The organism is Streptomyces sp. NPDC051051, from assembly GCF_040682975.1.
In the GTDB taxonomy this organism is placed as follows: domain Bacteria; phylum Actinomycetota; class Actinomycetes; order Streptomycetales; family Streptomycetaceae; genus Streptomyces.
The window spans coordinates 80,849-102,163 of record NZ_JBFBCB010000005.1 but is presented as its reverse complement, the minus strand read 5'-3'; the positions used below and the strand labels follow the sequence as shown (position 1 = coordinate 102,163).

The window sequence follows — 21,315 nt, the reverse complement described above, 5'->3', positions numbered from 1 at the left end:
TAATCGGAGATCGCTCGCAAGGAACAGGTGACGGGGGATGACGCGACGGGCGTGGACGCGTCATCCCCCGTCACCCCTCATCATCTGCCCTGGCCAGGTGCCGGGCCGGGAGTGTGGACCTACGGCGGCACCGAGGCCGCACCGCAGTCCGACTGAGGGTGAGATGACGTGCAGAGGATGACCAGGCGGGGCATGGAGTGGCTGTCTGCGGCAGCGGACAACCCGACTGAGTGCCGACAGGTTTGGGCGGATGACCCGCGGATGCCCTGCCTCCTGCCGACCGGCCGCTTCTTCGACGTGGTGAGCGTGGAACAGCGCCTCGGAATGGAGATGTTCGACCGCTTCCAGCGCAGCGGGATGCCGATGGGACCTTCGGTCATCGACCGCAAGGCGCAGCGAGTCGGATTCTTCCTGGGCTCGCAGAGCCGCGAGACCTTCACGTACTACCTCGACCGTGAAACCTCGTCTCCGCCGCCTTACCGCTACCTAAGCGATGGTTCGGCCGTCGTCGTGCCCGGCCCCATTCCGCTGTCCGAGGACCGCTATCAGTGGCTCCGGGCACCGACGCGTCGGCCGGAGGCCAACCCGCTGCGGCCGGTGGCTCTCGCGACTGCGCTGGTCGCCTCCGCTGAGCTCTTGGCGAGGATCGACCGCTTCGACGAGCAGTACCCGACTCCTTACGCGGCGGTTGCTGCGCTCCCCGAGGAGACGACCACCGATGCCGGATGAGCCGACCGTCGGGCGCGACGCCGCCGCGTGGTCACCTCTCGACAGCGACGGCTGGTACGCGGCTCGAAACGCCACCACCGCATTGCGAGACGTCCTCGTGCGCGCCGGCCTGGAGAAGGACTTCCCCTACCTGCGTGCGGACTTGAACGCCTTCGGACACGGCCTCGTCGAGCTGGGACGTGTCTCACCCGATACGGCCGAGCGACTCGCCGAGCTCCTACGTCTGGCACTGGCAAGCGGATACGGCCGCGACCGTGACGGCGACGGTCACGCGTCAACCACAGCCGAAAAACACAAGGGAAGGACCTGACGTCATGACCGACCGGCGAGGAGTGGTGGCCAAACGGGCGGAGGACCTGGTGCCCGGCGTGCCCTACGTCCGAGGCTGGAACCGTGCGCGCCGAAGCGCCGGCACCCTGGCGGACCAACTCGTGCTGCTCGGGTTGGACTCCGACTTCCCCGGCTTGATGGCCGACGTGAACGTCCTCGGCGACGGATTGGTGCAGCTGGGAACCGTGCGCCCTGACGCGGCCGAAATGCTGGCGAAGCTCATCGCGGCAGGACTCCAAGCAGAGCTGCACGGCACGACGACCGAGACATCCGCCGTCTGAACCGCTCCTCGAACGCCGGTCGCCGCGGTTCGAGCGTGCTCCTGTGGCTGGCTGGTTTGGCCCTGTACGACATCGTTCCCCCAACGCTGTCGTACGGGGCCACTTGCTGTTTTGACGAACTTGACTGGCCTGTCGCTCGGCCGGGACCGGCGCCCCAGCGCCGCAGCCCGGACGGAGCGGCAGGCCAGCCATGACATCAGCTTGGGTGCTTCAGGGGCGGGAAGCTTGCTGACCTGCGGTGTAACGGTGTCGACGCCTGACGTCCGCGGCTTGCATTCCTCGGTGTTCCCCGTGGCTTCCCGCCCGACCTGGCACGGTTCTGGCACGTCTGCCGGGGTGCCGAATGACTCCGCACCCACCTTTCGTCTTCATGCGTCGGCCGTTGTCGGTGCGGTCCCGTAGCTTGAGGCCATGGTTGGTACAGGCGAGAAATTCCCTCACTTCGGCGAGTCGTCGGCGGTGGGCCATCCTGCTGCGGGCGTCCAGCCTTACTACGCGCAGCGCGCTGCATTGCTGGGGCAGAGGTACGGGAGCGTCACCTTCGAGGAGGTGCATGGCGGGGTGTTGGATCTGCTTCCGCCGGCGCCGGCGAAGGTGCTGGACGTAGGTGCTGGCACTGGGCGGGACGCCGCGGCAATCGCACGGCGCGGTTACCAGGTGGTGGCAGCGGAGCCGGTCTGTGAGCTTCGGGAGGTCGCGCAGAGCCTCAACCCGTGCGAGGACGTCCGTTGGGTCGAGGACTCGCTGCCCGCACTGTCCCACCTGCAAGGGCCTTTTGAGCTGGTGCTGCTGTCGGCTGTGTGGATGCACCTGGCGCCGGCCGGGCGTGGGCAGGCGATGGAGCGGCTGACCACGCTGCTGGCTCCGGCGGGGCTGCTGGTCGTCTCGCTTCGGCGCGGAGTCCCACCGACAGACCGGGTGATGTTCGATGTGCCCGCGGAGGAGGTCGTGCGGGACGGGGAGCGGCAGGCGCTGCGGTTGGTGCGGCTGGTAGAGGAGGGCGCGGACCGGCTCGGCCGTGCCGATGTGTGGTGGCAGACGGTTGTCCTGCGCAAGGGGGCCGCGTGAGCGGGCGCGAGTTCTACGCCCAGGATTCCTCGGCGCGCGCGTCGTGGCGGTTGGCAGTGCTGATGGGGGCCAACTCGCGCACCTACAAGTTCGCTCTCGGCCAGGCGCTGTTGGGGTTCGGGCGGACCGGGCGAGAGGAGATCTCCCTTGCCGAGCTCGCCGCTGCCTACAGCCTGGGCCTGGTGCAGCATTTGGCCCAGGACCCGCAGGCGCCGCAGACGATGGAGCTGGGCGAGAAAGACTTCCTCACCGTCGCTGGGCAGGAGAGAGCCGCGACGCTGGAGGCCGGCCAGCCCACCGAGCGTCTACTGACGGCCGCAGTGCGTTCCATGCCGATGATGGTGATGCAGAAGTTCCACAATCTCCGCGGTGAAACTGCAGTGCCCCACACCTTCTACGAGCTGGCAGGGACGGGACGGCAGCGAGTCGTGCGCCTGACTCCTGACCTGCTGCGACTGGCGCAGTCGGAGCAAGCATCAAGCCTGGCCGCGGAGCTGGGTGCGCGCTGGAGCATCGTGGAGAGCTCCTTCGCTGCCGGCGTCGGGCGCAGCCTCGTCGAGGAGGGCGTTACGGTCGACTGCGACACCCTTAAGATCACCGACAAACGCCGACGCCGCTCGGTGACCGGCATCGTTGACGCCACAGTCGGTTTTCAACACGGCCGCTGCCTGATCTGCGGCGATGTTCTGACCCCGGGCGACGCCATAGCCGTCGACCACGTCTTCCCGTTCTCCCTGATGCGTCGCTTCGACAGCGTCGGCTCCTGGCACGGTCCAGATCTGGACGCCCTGTGGAACCTTGCCCCCGCACATGCCCCCTGCAACGGAGCCAAAAGCGACCGACTACCCACCCCGGCCGAACTCGCCCGCCTCGCGGCCCGGAATGACGCAATCATGCAGTCCCCCCATCCCCTGCGTCGCACACTGCAACTCAGCCTGAAAAACGCCCTGCCCGGCCAGAAGACGCCCTCGTGGACCGAGTTCCTGGGAGCGATTCAGACAGCAGTCTGACTCCGAACCCAGAGGTCCTGGGCCACTCACGGACGGCGCGCATGGCTTCGAAGTGATCGCGACGGATGAGCACCGCTTCAGGAGTTCGGTCTGACCGCCTGTCCACCCGTGCTGCGCGGGGCGGCCGTGGCCGTGTCAGACCGAACCGCGCCGCCGCTGTCCGCTGTCCGCTGTCGTTGATGTCAGCCATGGATGTCACCTCGCATCCGCTGGGGTCACTTGCGACGCTTGCGTGTCTTCGCCTTGCGTTCGGCTTCCTTGCGCTTCTCGATGGTGTACGACGACCACTCGCCACGGTGCAGGTTGCATCGCGACGCACCGACCATCGCCAACCGCCGACACCGAGTGCCCTTCTCTGTGAGCGCTCCACATCTGGACTGCGTACGAGCCATGTCTCCCACCCCCGGTCTCGACCGTCGTGCGGACCAGTGCAGGATTGCCGGACACATGTCCTCTGTGGAAGGCGCACTGCTCCGCGCAGCGGTGCACGGCGGCCCAAGGAGGTCGCTCAGGGGCGCACGCTTTCCCACTGTGATGGTGACGCCGGAGGTCTCGGGCGGGGCCGTTCACCTGCGTTCATGGGTGGCCGGTTGAGCTAGTGGCTACTGGCTGCAATCTCGTCTGAACGTCCGCGAACGACAGCGAATGAGACGGAAACTGAGACGGAAGAGGGCCGAACTTCCCTCCTGACGCGGTGACTGTCCCGCGTGCCATCATCTGCACATGCTCAAGATCCCCGGATACGAAGGCGGCCCCTTGGTCCGGGGTGACGCCTACCTGGACGACCCGTTGTTCTGGCCTGTGCACCTCGGCTCCTGCCTGCGGGGGGAGGACGCACAACGAGCCGCGTTCGGTGCAGACTGGGATGCGGCCATGGAGCTGTATCGCGCACTGTCCGCCGAACATGAGTGGCCGGTGTTCAGTGTGCCGCTGCGCTCTGGTCACACCATCTACGTCGTCTACCGCAACTTCGTGGACGAATGGGGCGTGGACTATCTGATCCATCAGCCGGCTTGGTCCGAAGCGGAAACCCTCGCTGTGGTCGACGGTCACTTCATGGGGCCCGGCATGGCCTGGCCGGAACTGCTGTCCGCTGCTCGGCAGTCGGCAACAGAAGGCACTAGTGATGCTGACGCCCGTCTCTTGCTGCTCTTCCCCACGCTCGGCGACGCGCTGCTTCCTGACGATGCAGCCTCGGCTCTCACCACTTCGCTCGCGGCTCTCACCCTGATCGAAGAGCCCGCCAAGGTGGCAAGGATGCTCCTTGAGAACCAGGGCCAATGGGCTCCCGCTCGGTGGAGGTCGGCAGGCGGCATCTGGACCAACGACGGTGGGCACTCCTACCGAAACCCAAGCAACGCATTCGCTCTGCCCGAGGGGCGCCTTCTGGAGATCAGCAGCGCATTGCACGGCGGGAGCCGAGTACCACTTTAGGAGAGCGGCTGGGTGATCTGCGCGCTGATCTGCGGCTTCGTCAGCTGAGGAAGCGGGCGGCTACTCGACCGCAGGGCACCGGTGTTGACCCTGGCTGCCCCCTGCATCTGGCACGGTTGTGGCACGAACCCTAGCCGACGACAGTCAGCTACGACGGAGGATGCGCCGGCCGACCAGGCGTGCGTAGGTCGCGCTGCACCCCTATCGGCCAGAGCAAGCCGCGATGGCCGCAACTTATAAGTGACTCCGTGAAGCATGCGCGGGATCAGACCGATCACGGGATGCGAGGGGGGCACTCCAGCCACGACCGACTATTTCTAGCCAGCCTGAGAGGCTGGGCGCTTCGCAGCAAAGGAATTTTGTCACCATAGCCCGGAGGACGAGCAGCAAGGGGACGGAGGCGCCGAGTAAATGAGGGATGCCTTGGAAAACATCGAACTCACTGAGGCAGTGCAAGGATTGAGAGATCAATTGATTTCTTGTGTGGAATCATCCGCTGGCCAGCAAATCAAGTTTGAGGTCGAGGAGATAGACCTAGAATTCGCTGTAGAGCTGCGCCGAGACGTTAATGCCAAGGCTGGCTTTAAGGCTTGGGTCACTTCGGTTGACTTGCAGGGAGGAGCCGCCTGGAATTCCACCCACAGGGTGTCGATAAAACTGAGGCCGAAGGAATCAGGAAGTGGTAACCCGTTGGAGATCGGAAACCAAAGCAAAGTCGATATGGGTGAGTTCACCGCGCTCCCTGGAGAAAGCCGGACTTGAGCATGCGGTCTGCCGAGCGAATCGCGATTATCCAGGCTGCGCGGCAGGGCAGCGGATACCTGCTGAATCCGCGCCTAGTGCTGACATCTGCTCACCTATTCGATGATGCGGAGTTTGCGCATGTCGCTGTCCCAGGAGGCACCGGTGCGCAAAAGTGTCGGGTTATCTGGCGGCGACACGATGGGGCCTGCGATGCTGCGCTACTTGAAGCTACTGACGACCTAGTGGTGAATGTATCGAAATGTGGAATATCCGATGTTAAGTGGGGGAAGGTAAGTGACCTATCGGCTAGGGACAACTGTGAAGCCATTGGATATCCGCGCATTTCACTGCGCGATGGAGCGAGGCCAGACACTGAGCAGATAGTAGGGACTCTCAAGCCGGGATCATCTATCCTTCGTAATCGCTACATATTGGACAGTGCTCATTCTGCGCCTCCTGGCGGAAAAGATGCCTCGGGATCACCATGGCAAGGAATGTCAGGTGCGGCCCTCTTCCTGGATGATTACTTAATCGGTGTCGTCTCCGGAGATCCGGTGCAATGGGGGCACGCTCGTGTCGAGGCTGTACCCGCATCAGTCTTGATCGAAGACGAAAATTTTAGGCAAGTCATCCAAGGTGCGACAGGATCACAGGTCGAAATAACGGAAATACGCAGGCAGGCACCGCAGTCCTTGGCAACATCACGACAAATCGGTGATATCCATTGGTATCCTGTCTCTGAGGCGGAGCCGATCACGTTTGGGGTTCATCGGGCTCCCGACTCGCCCGGCCATCCACAGGTTGTAGAATACGTACCTCGCGGTGTCGATGTCGAATTGGATGACCATCTCGAAATCCTGGCGAGAGAAGGCGGTATGCTCCTTCTCACTGGAGATTCCGCCGCAGGTAAGACCAGAGCACTGTTTGAAGCCATGCGCCGTAACCTCGCAGGCTGGCTCGTCTGCAAACCCGATCCCGAAGCGAGTCTCTCAACCCTGCTTTCCTTGGATGGCAATGGGCAGAGGATAGTTTGGCTCGATGATTTGCATGACTATCTACACTCTGATGGCCTGACTCCAATGCTGCTGGATGCCTTAACTAGCCGTCGAGTGGTTCTACTTTCAACCTTGCGGACAGAATTTCACGAGCACTATACGGATGATAGGGACGTTCGATCCGTTACTCGAATAGACGGCCCACGCATTTCGTCTTCTCCTGGCAGAGTAATTCGTGCGGCCCGTCATGTCACAGTGGACCGCATCTGGACTCCCAGTGAGAGGCGGCGGGCTTCTCTGGTCTCAGATCCACGAATTACTGAGGCTCTCAATTCAGACAAATCGTACGGAGTTGCAGAATATCTGGCAGCGGGGCCCCAAATTCTCAAGATGTGGCGCTCCGCTTCCAGGGTAAGAGGAAACCCGCGTGGCGCTGCTCTCGTGGCAGCCGCTGTAGACCTAGCACGTACGGGGGTGGATTCCTCTCTACCTGCAGATGCAGTGGAGCGCCTGCATGAGCACTACCTAGAAGAGGTTGGCGGGCTGGCTCTGAGACCAGAAGGAGTTGATAAAGCATGGAATTGGGCAACTGATGTTGTGCTCGGGGTGACCGCATCTCTGAATCCGGGAAGGGGTGGCACATGGAAGCCATTTGATTATCTCGTATCTGACGTTGCTCGGCGATCGCCCGCAAGTGATCTGCCGGATTGCGTATGGGGCGAAGCCTTGCGTGTGGTCGATAATTCGCGCCGTACTTCTGTTGCGATGATAGCCAGAGTCGCCGGCCGACCGGACGTTGCGAAGGAGGTACTGGTACCGCTCGTCGAGGCGAATGACCCTGACGGCCTGATCAATCTAGGAGCCCTTTTGGCTTCTGAGAAAGATTATGAGGGTGCCAGCAGGTGCTTCCTGCAGGCTTCTGAACTCGGCGACTCAACAGGTACCCACAATCTAGGCGCTCTCTGTTACGTCAGAGATGATCTCAGTGGCGCCCTCCAGTGGTATTCGCTGGCCGTCGAGCGCGGGGAGCTGCAGTCAATCGGTGCTCTAGGGCTCGTCTATGACAAGCTAGGTGACCAAGATAAAGCGGTGGAGCTATGGAAGCGTGGCACTGAAGCTGGCGACCCAGCGAGTGCGCTTCACTATTCAGACTGGCTAGCGCTGAAGTTTCAATCGGATGAGTCGGTGGAGGCTTTGCGGATAGCGGCTGACGGGGAGATACCTTTCGCGACGCTCTCGTATGCTGGCGTGCTGCTGCGGAAAAAGGACCATGATCAGGCTAACGTTTACGTCTCTAAAGCCTACGACATAGCAAGGAAGCAGGCGCATCTAGGGGACTCTGTCGGCGCTCTGATGGCCGGAGTGATTGCTTACTCCTTTGGAAATCTAGGCGAGGGAAAAGGGTGGTGGGATAGGGCGCGCAGTAATGGTTTAGACGTAGATTGGTTGGTGCTTGAGGCTTCGCCTGACTTTCCTGGGTTGCGATACCTTGCGGTGAGTCGAGAGATGGTGGATAAGCTCGGAGAAGATGAAATCCGGCTCCTAATGCAGATTCTTTGGGCGGGGGACTGCCTAGACTGCGGGTATCCTCTAGCGGGCAGCGTACCGGCTCTGTATGTCGATGATTCGTACACTAGGGCAGACGCAAGGATATTTCATTTCGGCCTGTGCAGATACCCGCGCTGGAATGATTCTGCACTAATCACCATGTCGAACGACGTTGGTATCAGTTGGAAGTCGGTTAGCGCCGCGTTTTCGGTTGGAGATTCGTCTGGCGGTCCTGTCCCTACTCTTATCGTGAACCCGTCACTAGAGCGAGCCCAACTGAATCTGGACGGGGAGCAAGGGTGGACGGTGACGGGTGTGTACGGACCGCAATCGGTATTGGGATCGGCTCTCAACTTGCGGCCTTTGTGGTCCGGCTTTCCGCCCAGGGAAGCTGACTCTCTTGCGTGGGCCTTTATCGGTGACGGTGAGGTATCGGTGGCGGCGGGCCACCAAGTCTGGTCAGCCCCTGCGCGGAGTGAGCTGGTCACGCTGGTGGAGCAATTCGGTGGTCTCCTCCTTATTTTGACCAGCGCCCTTGGACCAGAACCGTCTGTCAGCATGGATCTGTTGTCTGATGTGTTGGAGTCTTGGGACTCAATGGCTCGATGGGTACCACTGCATAATCCGAGCGCATAGGTGGAGCGTTGATGCTCTCGCTAGAGGTCGGTGGAGCGGCTTTGGGGTGGCGCTGCTTTGGGGCGAGTGATCATGGCCCCGTAAGCTTCCGGCGCGTCGGGCAGTCTGTGGACCTGCCCGGTAAAGCACGACGTTGGGGCCATGATCTTCGAGGCTCGCGCCAAAGTGGCTGCCTAACTGGCCGTTCTCTATCCGTTCGTGTGCTCGGCCTGGTTCGAACGGGGCGCTGGATCCGGTGAGTTGGCTGACGTCAGGGCATGAAGAAAAGGGCCTCTTGGTAGCTCGCGGTTGTCGAGTCCAGCGAGAAGCAAGAGGCCCTGTTGTCGAAGTGTTGCGTGGTCGTGGTTGCCGGGTCCAGTCCGTCCACTCCTGGGTGTGACTGTCTCGCCCACAGGTTCGGGAACGCCGCCGACCGGCCGGAGCGCCGGCCCCGGTATGGCTCGGACATGAGCGATGCCGAGTGGGCACGGGTGCGGGATCTGCTACCGGTGCCGGGATGGCTGGCCGGCCGGGGCGGGCGGCCGGAGGGCTACTGCCACCGGCAGATGATCGACGCGGTGCGCTACCTCGTCGACAACGGCATCAAGTGGCGGGCGATGCCGTCCGACTTCCCGCCCTGGCCACGGGTGTATGCCTTCTTCGCCCGCTGGCGGGATGCGGGGCTGGTGGCCGAGCTGCATGACCGGCTGCGCGAGGCCGTCCGCCGGGCCGAGGGCCGGAGCCCGGAGCCGAGCGCGGCCGTCGTGGACTCGCAGTCGGTGAAGGCGGACGTCACGGTCACTCTCGCTTCACGGGGATACGACGCGGGGAAAAAGATCAACGGGCGCAAGCGCCACCTGCTCACCGACACCCTCGGACTCCTGCTGGCTGTGCTGGTCACGCCGGCCTCCACGACCGACCGGGACGCGGCCCGCATTGTGCTGCCAGCAGCAAAGAAGCACTTCCGGCGGCTGGCGCGGGTCTGGGCCGACGGCGGTTACACCGGCCACCTCACCGACTGGACCGCGGCGCATCTCGGACTCGTCCTCGACATCGTCCGCCGCAGCGACAACGTCCAAGGTTTCGAGGTCCTGCCTCGCCGCTGGGTCGTCGAGAGATCCTTCGCCTGGCTCCTGCGCAGCCGGCGCCTGGTCCGTGACTACGAGCGACGCACCGACACCAGCGAGAGCGTCGTCCTGTGGTCGATGACCATGCTCATGAGCCGCCGCCTGGCCGCCCAGCGCCGGCAGTGTCCTGCTCCGGCGCGGGCAGCATGAACCTGCCCGGTTTCTCCTCGACCAGCCAGCCCCGTTCCACCAGCCGTTTCAGCCGGGCCCTCGCTCCCTCGACACGGGAGGCAGAGGCGCTGTCCCAGCCCAGCACCACCGCGGCCCGCCGGGCACCGAGCCCATCGGCTCCCGCCCCCAGGGCGGCGGCCATCAACGCCTGGTAGTCCACCGACAACACCTCGGGTCCGGCCGCGTCCTGGCGGTGAGGCACCGCCCGGCGCGGACCCACCGGCTTCCTCTGCGACACGACGGCCACGGCGGGCGCATCCTCCTCGGCCAGCGCCTCCAGATACTGCTCCAGGCCGATCACCCGGCGCCTGAGCACCTCTTCCGCCTCAGTCAGAGCCGCCCGCACTCGCTCCAGCTCGGCTTCGAGCTCCTCCACCCGCACCGCCGCGGCCTTCTGCCGCGCTTCCAACACCGCCCGCATCGACGGCATCCGTCACCCCCACGACGTCTTGGTCAGCAACGGACCCAGACTTCCGTGCCAGCCGCTATCTCATGCCTGACCAGCGGAAACCGCACACGAGGTTCGGAAAGAGAACGACCTCTAAGCAGGCCTGGCGGCCGGGGCCTGTTCGGAGGAGAGCAGGCGTTCAAGGTGTTTCCGCTCGCTGTCGAGCGCAGTGAGCATCTGGATGTGGGTTCGTTCGAAGTCGGGCTCAACCTCGACGCCGAGGTCATGTCGCAAGGTGACCCGCAGCAAGTACACGCCGTCGGACAGCGGTCCACTGAACCAGGCCTTCGCACGACTGTATGCCTCGTCCAGGTTGGGACTGCTCGGCAACTGCTTGACCACGGAGTACCCGACTCCGAGCGCCCTGTTAAGGGTCGAGGCGGTTTCGAGAACATCCTTGGGCAGGGCCATCTGTGCCTGAGAATATTCCTCTGACCAGGCCTCTTTAGCGGCGTCGAGGATTGTCGGCTCGACATCCTCGCCGCGTTCGGCTGCTCGGACTGCGTCTCGGGCGGCGACCCGGTAAGCGCGAGCCGTGGTGTTCAGGCGGGCATAGAGCTCACGTCTGGCTTGCTGTGCTTGGTCCTGGCGGTCTTCCGCCCGCTCACGATCGGCACGCTCGTTCTGCTCTCGGCTCGCGCGCTGGCTGAGCACCGCCCCGCCCAGAGTTCCGCCCAGTGTTCCTCCGACGCCGATGAGCGCGACGGCAAGAGTGGTCACATCCACGAGATCCCCAACTCGTCCATTCGTCTGCCCGGCCGGCGGCTGGTGGCGACGACAGCTCAGCTTCGCCTGCCTCACACCCACCCGCGGTGCAGCTGTAGGCCAGGACGACGATAACGAGGGGTAGACCTGCTCGGCTCCGACGAGGCTCACCACCTGCGGCGATGCCCCAAGATCCCGTCCACGCCTCGTCCACAGACCCCGACGCACGCCCGCTCCGGGCTGCATCCGCCTGCACATACGCGAAGACCCCGGCCTCAGCGTTTCCGCTGGTGACGGGGTCTTTGGGCACCTCATGCTGGGTGCCCCCGGCAGGATTCGAACCTGCGCACACGGCTCCGGAGGCCGTTGCTCTATCCCCTGAGCTACGGGGGCGTGTCGGTCGCGTTGCTCGCGGCGACGGACAGAACACTACCAGCTCCCTCGGGGTGATCAGGAACGGGTTTGCCGGGGTGGAGGCGGGGAGGGGTCCGCGGAGGGGGTGGAAGTGGGGAAAACCCGGACGCGGTGGCCGGGTCCGACCTACTCTCGAGTGGTGTCAGGCGCTTCGGGCCGGGTGCTTGTTGTCGACGACAACAAGGTCATCCGGCAGCTGATCAGGGTCAATCTCGAGCTGGAGGGCCTCGAGGTCGTGACCGCGTCCGATGGTGCCGAGTGTCTGGAAGTCGTGCATCAGGTGCGGCCCGATCTCGTGACCCTCGATGTCGTCATGCCCCGGCTGGACGGTCTGCGGACCGCCGCGCGGCTCCGCGCCGATCCGCGCACCCGCGGCCTTCCCCTCGCCATCATCAGCGCCTGCACGCAGTACGAGGTCGAGTCCGGCCTCGAAGCGGGCGTCGACGCCTTCCTCTCCAAGCCCTTCGATCCCGCCGATCTCGTCAGCCTCGTGCGCCGGCTCATCGAGGGGAAGCGGGGGGAGGGGAGCGGTGGCGACGCCCCTGGCGGTCTGGCCGGCGCCGACGGGGGACCCGGGCTCGACACCTCTCTCGGCACGGCCCCCGGTCCCACCTCCGGCGCAGCCTCCGAGGCCTGTCGCAGTACGGGTCCCGGGCTTGCCCACGGCCGCAGCCCCCTCCACGGCCCCGACCCCACTTCCACTCCCGGCTCCGCCCCCACCCCCCTGGTCGAGCCCGTCGCCGAATGAGTCACCGGCGGCCTCCCCCTCCTGGAGCGTCCCCCCTCACCGCCCCCACCCCGTCCACATCCCGGACACCCCCAAACCGGCTCGCATACCCACCCCCCTCCTCCCCTACGCTGGTCCCGTGACCCCCGTCGAGTTGTCCCGCACCGTGCTGCACGCGGTGCGGTGTGCCGTCGACGACGGGGCGCTGAGTGTGGCCGTTCCCTCGCGGGTGGTGGTCGGGCCGCCCGGGGCGGGAGGGTGCGGGGACTACGCCACCAACGTCGCCCTCCAGCTGGCCCGCCCCGCCGGGCAGCCTCCGTTGCGGGTCGCCGCGCTGCTCCGGCCGTACCTCGTGCGCGAAGCCGGTGTCACCGACGTCGCGATCACCGGGCCGGGGTTCCTCAACATCAGCCTCGACCGGGCCGTCACGTCCGCCGCACTGGTCCGGCGGATCCTCGACGAGGGGCCGGGGTACGGCCGTACCGACGCCCTCGCCGGTCAGGTGTTCGTGTTGCGCGTGCCGTACGAGGTCCGTGCCGAGGTGCTGGCCGACGTGCTCGCGCGCATGGTCGGCTCGCAGGGCGGGCGCGTCGAGATCGCGCACGGCGACGGTGTGAACCTGCGGCCCGTGCCGGCGCCGGAGGACCCCGCTCCGCTCGGGCCGGACGCCGCCCGCTGGGCCCTGCTCCATCCCGCCCCGCACGACCGGCCCCGCATCACCGCCGATCACCTGGTCCAGCGCGAGAGCAACCCCCTCTTCCGGATCCGTTACGCCCACGCCCGCACCCGCGCCGTCGCCCGCAACGCCGCCGACCTCGGATTCGACGCCGCCACCCGGCCCGAGACGGCCCCGGCTGCAGCGGGCCCGGTGGCAACGGACGCGGAGACGCCGGACGCCCTGGACGCCCCGGACACCCCGGACCTCATCGCGCTGCTCGCCGACCACCCCCGCGTCCTCGCCTCCGCCGGCAGGCTCCCGCACCCCGATGCCCTCGCCGCTCCCTCCCGGCTCAGCCGCCACCTCCTGGCCCTCGCCGACGTGACCCTCGCCCACCTGCCCGCCGTTCTGCCGCGTGGGGACGAGAAACCCTCGGCCGCCCACCGGTCCCGGCTCGCCCTCGCCGAAGCCGCCGGGACGGTGCTGGCCGGTGGCCTGTCCCTGCTCGGCATCGACGCACCCGACCACCTCTGAGAGAGCACGCCCACGATGAGTCGTTCCGCACACCCCGCCGGGCCCCGTCACGCCGACGTCCTGCCGGAGGGGCATTACTCGGCGCCGCCCGCCGACCTCAACTCCCTCGACCCCAAGGTGTGGTCGCGGACCGTCACCCGTGACGCCCTGGGGGTCGTCACCGTCGGCGGGATCGACGTGAAGACGCTCGCCGAGGAGTACGGCACCCCGGCCTACGTCCTCGACGAGGCCGACTTCCGGGACCGGGCCCGTGCCTGGCGCACCGCCTTCGGGACCGAGGCCGACGTCTTCTACGCCGGAAAGGCGTTCCTGTCGCGCGCCGTCGTGCGGTGGCTGCACGAGGAGGGGCTCAACCTCGACGTCTGCTCCGGCGGCGAGCTGGCCACCGCGCTCTCCGCCGGCATGCCCGCCGACCGCATCGCCTTCCACGGCAACAACAAGTCGACGGAGGAGATCGAGAGGGCCGTCCGGGCCGGTGTCGGGCGGATCGTCCTCGACTCCTTCCAGGAGATCGTCCGCGTCGCGCACATCGCCCAGTCGCTCGGCAGGCGGCAGCCCGTGCAGATCCGCATCACCGTCGGCGTCGAGGCGCACACGCACGAGTTCATCGCCACCGCCCACGAGGACCAGAAGTTCGGGATTCCGCTCGCCGGGGGGCAGGCCGCCGAGGCGGTGCGGCGCGCGCTGAAGCTCGACGGGCTGGAGCTGATCGGGATCCACTCGCACATCGGGTCGCAGATCTTCGACATGTCCGGCTTCGAGGTGGCCGCCCACCGGGTGGTCGGGCTGCTCAGGGACATCCGCGACGAGCACGGCGTCGAGCTGCCCGAGATCGACCTCGGCGGCGGGCTCGGCATCGCCTACACCAGCGACGACGACCCCCGCGAGCCGCACGAGATCGCCAAGGCGCTGACGGAGATCGTCACCCGCGAGTGCGAGTCCGCCGGGCTCCGCACGCCCCGCATCTCCGTCGAGCCCGGCCGCGCCATCGTGGGGCCCACCGCCTTCACGCTGTACGAGGTCGGCACCGTCAAGCCGCTCGACGGACTGCGCACGTACGTCTCCGTCGACGGCGGCATGTCCGACAACATCCGCACCGCCCTGTACGACGCCGAGTACAGCGTGGCGCTCGTCTCCCGTTCCTCCGACGCCGAGCCGATGCTGGCGCGCGTCGTGGGCAAGCACTGCGAGAGCGGGGACATCGTGGTCAAGGACGCGTTCCTGCCGGCCGACCTGGCACCGGGTGACCTGATCGCCGTCCCCGCCACGGGGGCGTACTGCCGGTCCATGGCCAGCAACTACAACCACGTGCTGCGGCCGCCGGTCGTCGCCGTGCGCGAGGGCGAGGCCCGCGTCATCGTCCGGCGCGAGACGGAGGAGGACCTCCTGCGGCTCGACGTCGGATAGGCGCAGGCCGACCGGGTGGAAGATCTCCTGTCCGCCACCCCGTGGAAATGAAATAGATGTCTCACGATCCGGACCGGGGACAGAAACCCCGGTCCGGTGAGTGAGACTGGAGCAACCGTAGACGGTATGAGGAAACGAGGTCGGATGATGCGTACGCGTCCGCTGAAGGTGGCGCTGCTGGGCTGTGGAGTGGTCGGCTCAGAGGTGGCGCGCATCATGACGACGCACGCCGACGACCTCGCCGCCAGGATCGGGGCCCCGGTGGAGCTGGCCGGAGTGGCCGTCCGGCGGCCCTCCAGGGTGCGCGAGGGGATCGATCCGGCGCTCGTCACCACCGACGCCACCGCCCTGGTCAAACGGGGCGACATCGACGTCGTCGTCGAGGTCATCGGCGGGATCGAGCCGGCCCGCACCCTCATCACCACCGCCTTCGAGTACGGCGCGTCGGTCGTCTCCGCCAACAAGGCGCTGCTCGCCCAGGACGGCGCCGCCCTGCACGCCGCCGCCGACGAACACGGCGAGGACCTCTACTACGAGGCCGCCGTCGCCGGCGCCATCCCGCTGATCCGCCCGCTGCGCGAGTCGCTCGCCGGCGACAAGATCAACCGCGTCATGGGCATCGTCAACGGGACGACCAACTTCATCCTCGACAAGATGGACTCCACCGGGGCCGGCTACCAGGAGGCCCTCGACGAGGCCACCGCCCTCGGGTACGCCGAGGCCGACCCCACCGCCGACGTGGAGGGCTTCGACGCCGCGGCCAAGGCCGCCATCCTCGCCGGGATCGCCTTCCACACGCGCGTGCGCCTCGACGACGTCTACCGCGAGGGCATGGCCGAGGTGACCGCCGCCGACTTCGCCTCCGCCAAGGAGATGGGCTGCACCATCAAGCTGCTCGCCATCTGCGAGCGGGCCGCCGACGGGGGATCCGTCACCGCGCGCGTGCACCCCGCGATGATTCCGCTGACCCACCCGCTCTCCTCCGTGCGCGGCGCCTACAACGCCGTGTTCGTCGAGTCGGACGCGGCCGGGCAGCTCATGTTCTACGGCCCCGGCGCCGGCGGTGCTCCCACCGCCTCCGCCGTGCTCGGCGACCTCGTCGCCGTGTGCCGCAACCGGCTCAGCGGGGCGACGGGGCCCGGCGAGTCGGCGTACGCCGCCCTGCCGGTGTCGCCGATGGGTGACGTCGTCACCCGGTACCACATCAGCCTCGACGTCGCCGACAAACCGGGCGTCCTGGCACAGGTCGCCACCGTGTTCGCGGAGCACGGGGTGTCCATCGATACGGTGCGCCAGCAAGGACGACAGGACGGAGGCGGCGAGGCCTCCCTCGTCGTCGTCACCCACCGCGCGTCCGACGCCTCCCTCACCGGGACCGTCGAGGCGCTGCGCAAGCTCGACACCGTGCGGGGTGTCGCCAGCATCATGCGGGTTGAAGGAGAGTAACCAGCAATGACCCACCAGTGGCGCGGAATCATCGAGGAGTACCGGGACCGGCTGCCGGTTTCCGACAGCACGCAGGTCGTGACGCTCCGCGAGGGCGGCACGCCCCTCGTGCCCGCGCAGGTGCTCTCCGAGCGCACCGGCTGCGAGGTCCACCTCAAGGTCGAGGGCGCGAACCCCACCGGCTCCTTCAAGGACCGCGGGATGACCATGGCGATCACCCGGGCCAAGGAGGAGGGCGCGAAGGCGGTCATCTGCGCCTCCACCGGCAACACGTCGGCGAGCGCCGCCGCGTACGCCGTGCGCGCCGGCATGGTCTCGGCCGTCCTCGTCCCCCAGGGCAAGATCGCGCTCGGCAAGATGGGGCAGGCCCTCGTCCACGGCGCGAAGATCCTCCAGGTCGACGGCAACTTCGACGACTGCCTCACGCTGGCCCGCTCACTGAGCGACAACTACCCCGTGGCGCTGGTCAACTCGGTCAACCCGGTGCGTATCGAGGGACAGAAGACGGCTGCCTTCGAGATCGTGGACATGCTCGGGAACGCCCCCGACATCCACGTCCTGCCGGTCGGCAACGCGGGCAACATCACGGCGTACTGGAAGGGCTACAAGGAGTACGCCGCCGACGGGATCGCCGCGCACACCCCGCGCATGTGGGGTTTCCAGGCCTCCGGCAGCGCTCCGATCGTGCGGGGCGAGGTCGTCAAGGACCCGTCGACCATCGCCACCGCGATCCGCATCGGCAACCCCGCGTCCTGGCAGTACGCGCTCGCGGCGCGGGACGAGTCCGGCGGTCTCATCGACGAGGTGACGGACCGTGAGATCCTGCGCGCCTACCGGCTGTTGGCCGCGCAGGAGGGCGTCTTCGTGGAGCCCGCGTCCGCCGCGTCGGTGGCCGGTCTGCTGAAGGCCGCCGAGCAGGGCAAGGTCGACCCGGGCCAGACGATCGTGTGCACCGTCACGGGCAACGGTCTGAAGGATCCCGACTGGGCCGTGGCCGGCGCTCCGCAGCCGGTGACCGTCCCCGTCGACGCGGTGACCGCGGCCGAGCGCCTCGGGCTCGCCTGAGCGACCCCGCGGGCAGCGGGGGCGCCACTCGGAGACGTGGGCGTCCCCGCGCGGGCATGAAGGGCCTCACCTGGGGAAGTTCCTCCACGGAGGACTTTCCCTGGCGAGGGTGCACGGGGGGCTCGCGACACGCATCGTGCGCCTCCCGTGCGCCCTATGTCGCCACAGAACCTTCCTTCGATAGGCTGTACCGAACCCGCCTACCGCATATGCCTCCGCATCTCGCGCGGGCACCGGTGCCGCGCCGTCATCAGCGGCCCGAGGGTCTTCGTACGTCATCGAAGTCAATCGAAGTCATTCGACCATCACGCAGCTCAAGGAGAGTCAACGAGCGATGGCCGGTCCAGCGTTCCGCGCCGCCGCCGTCCGGGTGCGCGTCCCCGCCACCAGCGCCAATCTCGGTCCGGGCTTCGACGCCCTGGGCCTCGCGCTGGGGCTCTACGACGACGTCGTCGTCCGGGTGGCCGACTCAGGGCTGCACATCGACATCGCGGGTGAGGGCAGCGAGACGCTGCCGCGCGACGAGGAACACCTCCTCGTCCGCTCCCTGCGCACCGCCTTCGACGTCCTCGGCGGCCAGCCCCGCGGCCTCGAGATCGTCTGCGCCAACCGCATCCCGCACGGCCGCGGCCTCGGCTCCTCCTCCGCCGCCATCTGCGCCGGGATCGTCGCCGCCCGCGCGGTGACCATAGGCGGCGAGGCCCGCCTCGACGACGCCGCCCTGCTGGAGCTGGCGACCGAGATCGAGGGGCACCCCGACAACGTCGCGGCCTGTCTGCTCGGCGGGTTCACGCTTTCCTGGATGGAGGCCGGCGCCGCGCGGGCGATCAGGATGGAGCCTTCGGATTCCATCGTTCCGGTGGTTTTCGTGCCCGGGAAGCCGGTCCTGACCGAGACCGCGCGCGGACTGCTCCCGCGCACCGTGCCGCACGTCGACGCCGCCGCCAACGCGGGCCGTGCCGCCCTGCTCGTCGAGGCCCTGACCAGGCGCCCCGAGCTGCTGCTGCCCGCCACCGAGGACCGTCTCCACCAGGAATACCGCGCTCCCGCCATGCCGGAGAGCGCCGCACTGGTGGAGCGGCTGCGCGCCGACGGGGTCCCCGCGGTGATCTCCGGCGCCGGGCCGACCGTGATGGCCCTGGCCGACGCGGAGTCGGCCGACAAGGTCGAGCGGCTGGCGGGTGCGGAATGGGCCGCCAACCGGCTGAGCCTGGACCTTCGGGGGGCGAGCGTGCTGCCGCTCGCGCCCTCCGGCGACCTGTGAAAGCACACGGTTGCCGGATTTCGAGAGGGGGAATGTTTGTTGGATCCGGTAGTGTTAACCTCAAGTCTGCACCCGACCCCACCATGGCGAGGTGCTTCACGTCCCCCTCCGGGACAGACATTCTTCCGGGAGCTCCCCAAGCCGCACTGCGTTCCGTACGTCGTACCTGGGCAGTACGCCGTGCAGCGACGCTGAGCGGTCCGACGGGCACGCTCCGGAATCGGTGCGACCACGCCACGTGACACTGGGTGTCACGGATCGTCGAGGAAGCGCCATCACCAGAAATCTCTTCCGCCGCTTTGGCGGACCACCGCCCCGGCTTCGCCACAGCAAGGACCGAAGCCGGACAGCACAACCGGTCGCCGAGCCAGACAGGCCGACGTCCGCTCCAGGGAAGGACCCTTCGTGAGCGACACCACCGATCTGATGGGCGCACGTGTCGAGGAGACCGCTGCCGCGCCCGCCACGGACGCCTCCGCGCCTGCTGCCGGTGCCGGCTCCCGGCGGCGCCGCGGTACCGGCCTCGAGGGCATGGTGCTGGCCGAGTTGCAGCAGGTCGCATCCGGCCTCGGCATCAGGGGCACCGCGCGGATGCGCAAGAGCCAGCTGATCGAGGTCATCAAGGAGGCGCAGGCGGGCGGGGGCACCTCCGCCGCGAAGGCCCCCGCCGGGGACGCCACCGAGACCAAGCCCAAGCGCCGTGCCACCTCCAAGGCCCGCACGGGTGAGGACGCCGCCGGGAAGAAGGCGGACGCCGCCCCGGCCGAGGCCCCCGCCGAGAAGGCCGTGGCCCAGCAGCAGATCGAGATCCCCGGCCAGCCGGGTGGGGGCAACGAGGCCCCCGTCGAGCGCCGCCGCCGCCGGGCCACCGCCGACGCGGGCAGCCCCGAGACCGTGACGGCCGAGGCGAAGAGCGCCCCGAAGGCCGACACCGCGGTCGCCACGCAGACCGAGCAGGCCCAGCCGCAGGGCGACGCCAGGAGCGACGCCGACGGCGCCGAGGGCCGCCGCCGCGACCGCCGGGAGCGCGGCCGCGACCGTGACCGCGACCGCCGCGGCAAGGGCGACGACCAGCAGGGCCAGGGCGGTCAGCGCCAGCAGCAGAGCCAGCAGAGCGGCGGCCGTCAGGACCGCCAGGACCGCCAGCGGGACAACGGGCCGCAGGACGACGACGACTTCGAGGGCGGCCGGCGCGGCCGTCGCGGGCGTTACCGGGACCGCCGCGGCCGCCGTGGCCGTGACGAGATCGGCGCGGCCGAGCCGCAGGTCGCCGACGACGACGTCCTGATCCCCGTCGCGGGCATCCTGGACATCCTCGACAACTACGCCTTCATCCGCACGTCGGGCTACCTGCCGGGGCCGAACGACGTGTACGTCTCCCTCGCCCAGGTCCGCAAGAACGGCCTGCGCAAGGGCGACCACGTCACCGGCGCGGTCCGTCAGCCGAAGGAAGGCGAGCGGCGCGAGAAGTTCAACGCGCTCGTGCGTCTCGACTCCGTCAACGGCATGGCGCCCGAACACGGCCGCGGCCGCCCGGAGTTCAACAAGCTCACCCCGCTGTACCCGCAGGACCGCCTCCGTCTGGAGACCGACCCGGGCGTCCTCACCACCCGCATCATCGACCTCGTGTCGCCGATCGGTAAGGGCCAGCGCGGTCTGATCGTGGCCCCGCCGAAGACCGGCAAGACCATGATCATGCAGGCGGTCGCCAACGCGATCACGCACAACAACCCCGAGTGCCACCTGATGGTCGTCCTGGTCGACGAGCGTCCCGAAGAGGTCACCGACATGCAGCGGTCGGTCAAGGGCGAGGTCATCTCCTCGACCTTCGACCGCCCGGCCGAGGACCACACCACGGTCGCCGAGCTGGCCATCGAGCGCGCCAAGCGCCTGGTGGAACTGGGTCACGACGTCGTCGTCCTGCTCGACTCGATCACCCGCCTGGGCCGCGCGTACAACCTCGCAGCCCCGGCCTCCGGCCGCATCCTGTCCGGTGGTGTCGACTCGACCGCGCTGTACCCGCCGAAGCGCTTCTTCGGTGCCGCGCGCAACATCGAGGACGGCGGCTCGCTCACCATCCTGGCGACCGCGCTCGTCGACACCGGGTCCCGCATGGACGAGGTGATCTTCGAGGAGTTCAAGGGCACCGGCAACATGGAGCTCAAGCTCGACCGGAAGCTCGCCGACAAGCGGATCTTCCCGGCGGTGGACGTGGACGCGTCCGGCACCCGCAAGGAAGAGATCCTGCTCGCCCCCGACGAGCTCGGCATCGTCTGGAAGCTGCGCCGGGTGCTGCACGCCCTCGACCAGCAGCAGGCGGTCGAGCTGCTTCTCGACAAGATGAAGCAGACGAAGTCGAACGCCGAGTTCCTGATGCAGATCCAGAAGACGACGCCGGCGCCGGGCAACAACGACTGACGCGTTTCTTCGCAAGAGGGCCGCCCCTTTCCGGGGGCGGCCCTTTTCGCTGTCCGGGGGAGGGGTACGATCACGCCCTTCGGTCGTCTTTTCGACCAACATCTTCCTGAACTCCAGATCCCGAGGGGGGACTTGAGTGGGTACACCCACGCCCGGGAGCGGACGGCACAGACGCCG

General features: G+C 67.4%; 17 protein-coding genes, 1 tRNA gene and 1 pseudogene. 16 read left to right on the top strand and 3 right to left on the bottom strand.

Annotated elements, in window-relative coordinates; translation table 11 throughout:
• The first annotated feature begins 168 nt into the window (after positions 1-168).
• The 9 genes from AB0N31_RS05850 to AB0N31_RS05810 all read left to right on the top strand — a co-directional run bounded on the left by AB0N31_RS05850 (position 169) and on the right by AB0N31_RS05810 (position 10,031).
• Positions 169-729: a bifunctional DNA primase/polymerase gene (locus AB0N31_RS05850; RefSeq protein WP_366057110.1), complete on the top strand. Its 561-nt coding sequence runs from the start codon at positions 169-171 to the stop codon at positions 727-729.
• Entirely contained in the window at positions 719-1,039 is a 321-nt protein-coding gene (locus AB0N31_RS05845) for a hypothetical protein (protein ID WP_366057109.1), read from the top strand. The genes AB0N31_RS05850 and AB0N31_RS05845 overlap by 11 nt, the downstream gene beginning before the upstream one ends.
• Before the next feature lie 4 nt (positions 1,040-1,043).
• Positions 1,044-1,340, top strand: coding sequence for a hypothetical protein (locus tag AB0N31_RS05840; RefSeq protein WP_358748565.1), 297 nt, complete (start codon positions 1,044-1,046; stop codon positions 1,338-1,340).
• 411 nt (positions 1,341-1,751) lie between these two features.
• On the top strand, positions 1,752-2,408 hold the full coding sequence (locus tag AB0N31_RS05835; RefSeq protein ID WP_366057108.1) for a class I SAM-dependent methyltransferase: 657 nt from the start codon (positions 1,752-1,754) through the stop codon (positions 2,406-2,408).
• Positions 2,405-3,418, top strand: coding sequence for an HNH endonuclease (locus tag AB0N31_RS05830; protein WP_366057107.1), 1,014 nt, complete (start codon positions 2,405-2,407; stop codon positions 3,416-3,418). Before AB0N31_RS05835 ends, AB0N31_RS05830 begins: the two co-directional genes overlap by 4 nt.
• 723 nt (positions 3,419-4,141) lie before the next feature.
• Positions 4,142-4,852 carry a hypothetical protein gene (locus AB0N31_RS05825; RefSeq protein ID WP_366057106.1) on the top strand — a complete coding sequence of 237 codons (711 nt, stop codon included), beginning with the start codon at positions 4,142-4,144 and terminating at the stop codon, positions 4,850-4,852.
• A gap of 423 nt (positions 4,853-5,275) precedes the next feature.
• The gene (locus tag AB0N31_RS05820) at positions 5,276-5,614 is read left to right on the top strand and encodes a trypco2 family protein (RefSeq protein ID WP_366057105.1); all 339 of its coding nucleotides are present in this window, start codon (positions 5,276-5,278) and stop codon (positions 5,612-5,614) included.
• 2 nt (positions 5,615-5,616) lie between these two features.
• Complete coding sequence (locus AB0N31_RS05815; protein WP_366057103.1) at positions 5,617-8,775, top strand: trypsin-like peptidase domain-containing protein; 3,159 nt, start codon at positions 5,617-5,619, stop codon at positions 8,773-8,775.
• A 446-nt stretch (positions 8,776-9,221) separates the two neighbouring features.
• Positions 9,222-10,031, top strand: a complete 810-nt coding sequence (locus AB0N31_RS05810; RefSeq protein ID WP_366057102.1) for an IS5 family transposase — start codon at positions 9,222-9,224, stop codon at positions 10,029-10,031.
• On the opposite strand, the gene AB0N31_RS05805 is transcribed toward AB0N31_RS05810, so the two are convergent.
• The 3 genes from AB0N31_RS05805 to AB0N31_RS05795 form a co-directional block, all read right to left on the bottom strand.
• Complete coding sequence (locus tag AB0N31_RS05805; RefSeq protein ID WP_366057101.1) at positions 9,970-10,482, bottom strand: hypothetical protein; 513 nt, start codon at positions 10,480-10,482, stop codon at positions 9,970-9,972. The two genes, AB0N31_RS05810 and AB0N31_RS05805, sit on opposite strands and share 62 nt — an antisense overlap.
• Before the next feature lie 111 nt (positions 10,483-10,593).
• On the bottom strand, positions 10,594-11,220 hold the full coding sequence (locus tag AB0N31_RS05800) for a hypothetical protein (protein ID WP_366057100.1): 627 nt from the start codon (positions 11,218-11,220) through the stop codon (positions 10,594-10,596).
• A 306-nt stretch (positions 11,221-11,526) separates the two neighbouring features.
• Positions 11,527-11,598, bottom strand: a tRNA-Arg gene (locus AB0N31_RS05795).
• 160 nt (positions 11,599-11,758) lie between these two features.
• On the opposite strand from AB0N31_RS05795, the pseudogene AB0N31_RS05790 reads away from it, so the two are divergent.
• The 7 genes and pseudogenes from AB0N31_RS05790 to rho form a co-directional block, all read left to right on the top strand.
• Positions 11,759-12,145: pseudogene (locus tag AB0N31_RS05790) on the top strand (response regulator); the annotation flags it as partial.
• 340 nt (positions 12,146-12,485) lie between these two features.
• On the top strand, positions 12,486-13,538 hold the full coding sequence (gene nrtL / locus AB0N31_RS05785; protein WP_366057099.1) for an ArgS-related anticodon-binding protein NrtL: 1,053 nt from the start codon (positions 12,486-12,488) through the stop codon (positions 13,536-13,538).
• A 15-nt stretch (positions 13,539-13,553) separates the two neighbouring features.
• Positions 13,554-14,945, top strand: a complete 1,392-nt coding sequence (lysA, locus tag AB0N31_RS05780; RefSeq protein WP_366057098.1) for a diaminopimelate decarboxylase — start codon at positions 13,554-13,556, stop codon at positions 14,943-14,945.
• Between the two features lie 147 nt (positions 14,946-15,092).
• Complete coding sequence (locus tag AB0N31_RS05775) at positions 15,093-16,391, top strand: homoserine dehydrogenase (RefSeq protein ID WP_366057226.1); 1,299 nt, start codon at positions 15,093-15,095, stop codon at positions 16,389-16,391.
• A 6-nt stretch (positions 16,392-16,397) separates the two neighbouring features.
• Positions 16,398-17,456 (top strand): threonine synthase, encoded by a 1,059-nt coding sequence (gene thrC / locus AB0N31_RS05770; protein WP_366057097.1) that lies wholly within the window; start codon positions 16,398-16,400, stop codon positions 17,454-17,456.
• Positions 17,457-17,790: 334 nt separating this feature from the next.
• Positions 17,791-18,720, top strand: a complete 930-nt coding sequence (gene thrB, locus AB0N31_RS05765) for a homoserine kinase (protein ID WP_366057095.1) — start codon at positions 17,791-17,793, stop codon at positions 18,718-18,720.
• A gap of 405 nt (positions 18,721-19,125) precedes the next feature.
• A complete protein-coding gene (rho, locus tag AB0N31_RS05760; protein ID WP_366057094.1) occupies positions 19,126-21,138 on the top strand; it encodes a transcription termination factor Rho in 2,013 nt (670 codons plus the stop codon).
• The last annotated feature ends 177 nt before the right edge of the window (positions 21,139-21,315 follow it).

Excerpts from the sequence above, each read along its gene's own strand:
- AB0N31_RS05845 (WP_366057109.1), top strand. The coding sequence starts at position 719 with ATGCCGGATGAGCCGACCGTCGGGCGCGACGCCGCCGCGTGGTCACCT.
- AB0N31_RS05840 (WP_358748565.1), top strand. The coding sequence starts at position 1,044 with ATGACCGACCGGCGAGGAGTGGTGGCCAAACGGGCGGAGGACCTGGTG.
- AB0N31_RS05835 (WP_366057108.1), top strand. The coding sequence starts at position 1,752 with ATGGTTGGTACAGGCGAGAAATTCCCTCACTTCGGCGAGTCGTCGGCG.
- AB0N31_RS05825 (WP_366057106.1), top strand. The coding sequence starts at position 4,142 with ATGCTCAAGATCCCCGGATACGAAGGCGGCCCCTTGGTCCGGGGTGAC.
- AB0N31_RS05815 (WP_366057103.1), top strand. The coding sequence starts at position 5,617 with ATGCGGTCTGCCGAGCGAATCGCGATTATCCAGGCTGCGCGGCAGGGC.
- AB0N31_RS05810 (WP_366057102.1), top strand. The coding sequence starts at position 9,222 with ATGAGCGATGCCGAGTGGGCACGGGTGCGGGATCTGCTACCGGTGCCG.
- AB0N31_RS05805 (WP_366057101.1), bottom strand. The coding sequence starts at position 10,482 with ATGCCGTCGATGCGGGCGGTGTTGGAAGCGCGGCAGAAGGCCGCGGCG.
- lysA (WP_366057098.1), top strand. The coding sequence starts at position 13,554 with ATGAGTCGTTCCGCACACCCCGCCGGGCCCCGTCACGCCGACGTCCTG.
- AB0N31_RS05775 (WP_366057226.1), top strand. The coding sequence starts at position 15,093 with ATGCGTACGCGTCCGCTGAAGGTGGCGCTGCTGGGCTGTGGAGTGGTC.
- thrC (WP_366057097.1), top strand. The coding sequence starts at position 16,398 with ATGACCCACCAGTGGCGCGGAATCATCGAGGAGTACCGGGACCGGCTG.
- thrB (WP_366057095.1), top strand. The coding sequence starts at position 17,791 with ATGGCCGGTCCAGCGTTCCGCGCCGCCGCCGTCCGGGTGCGCGTCCCC.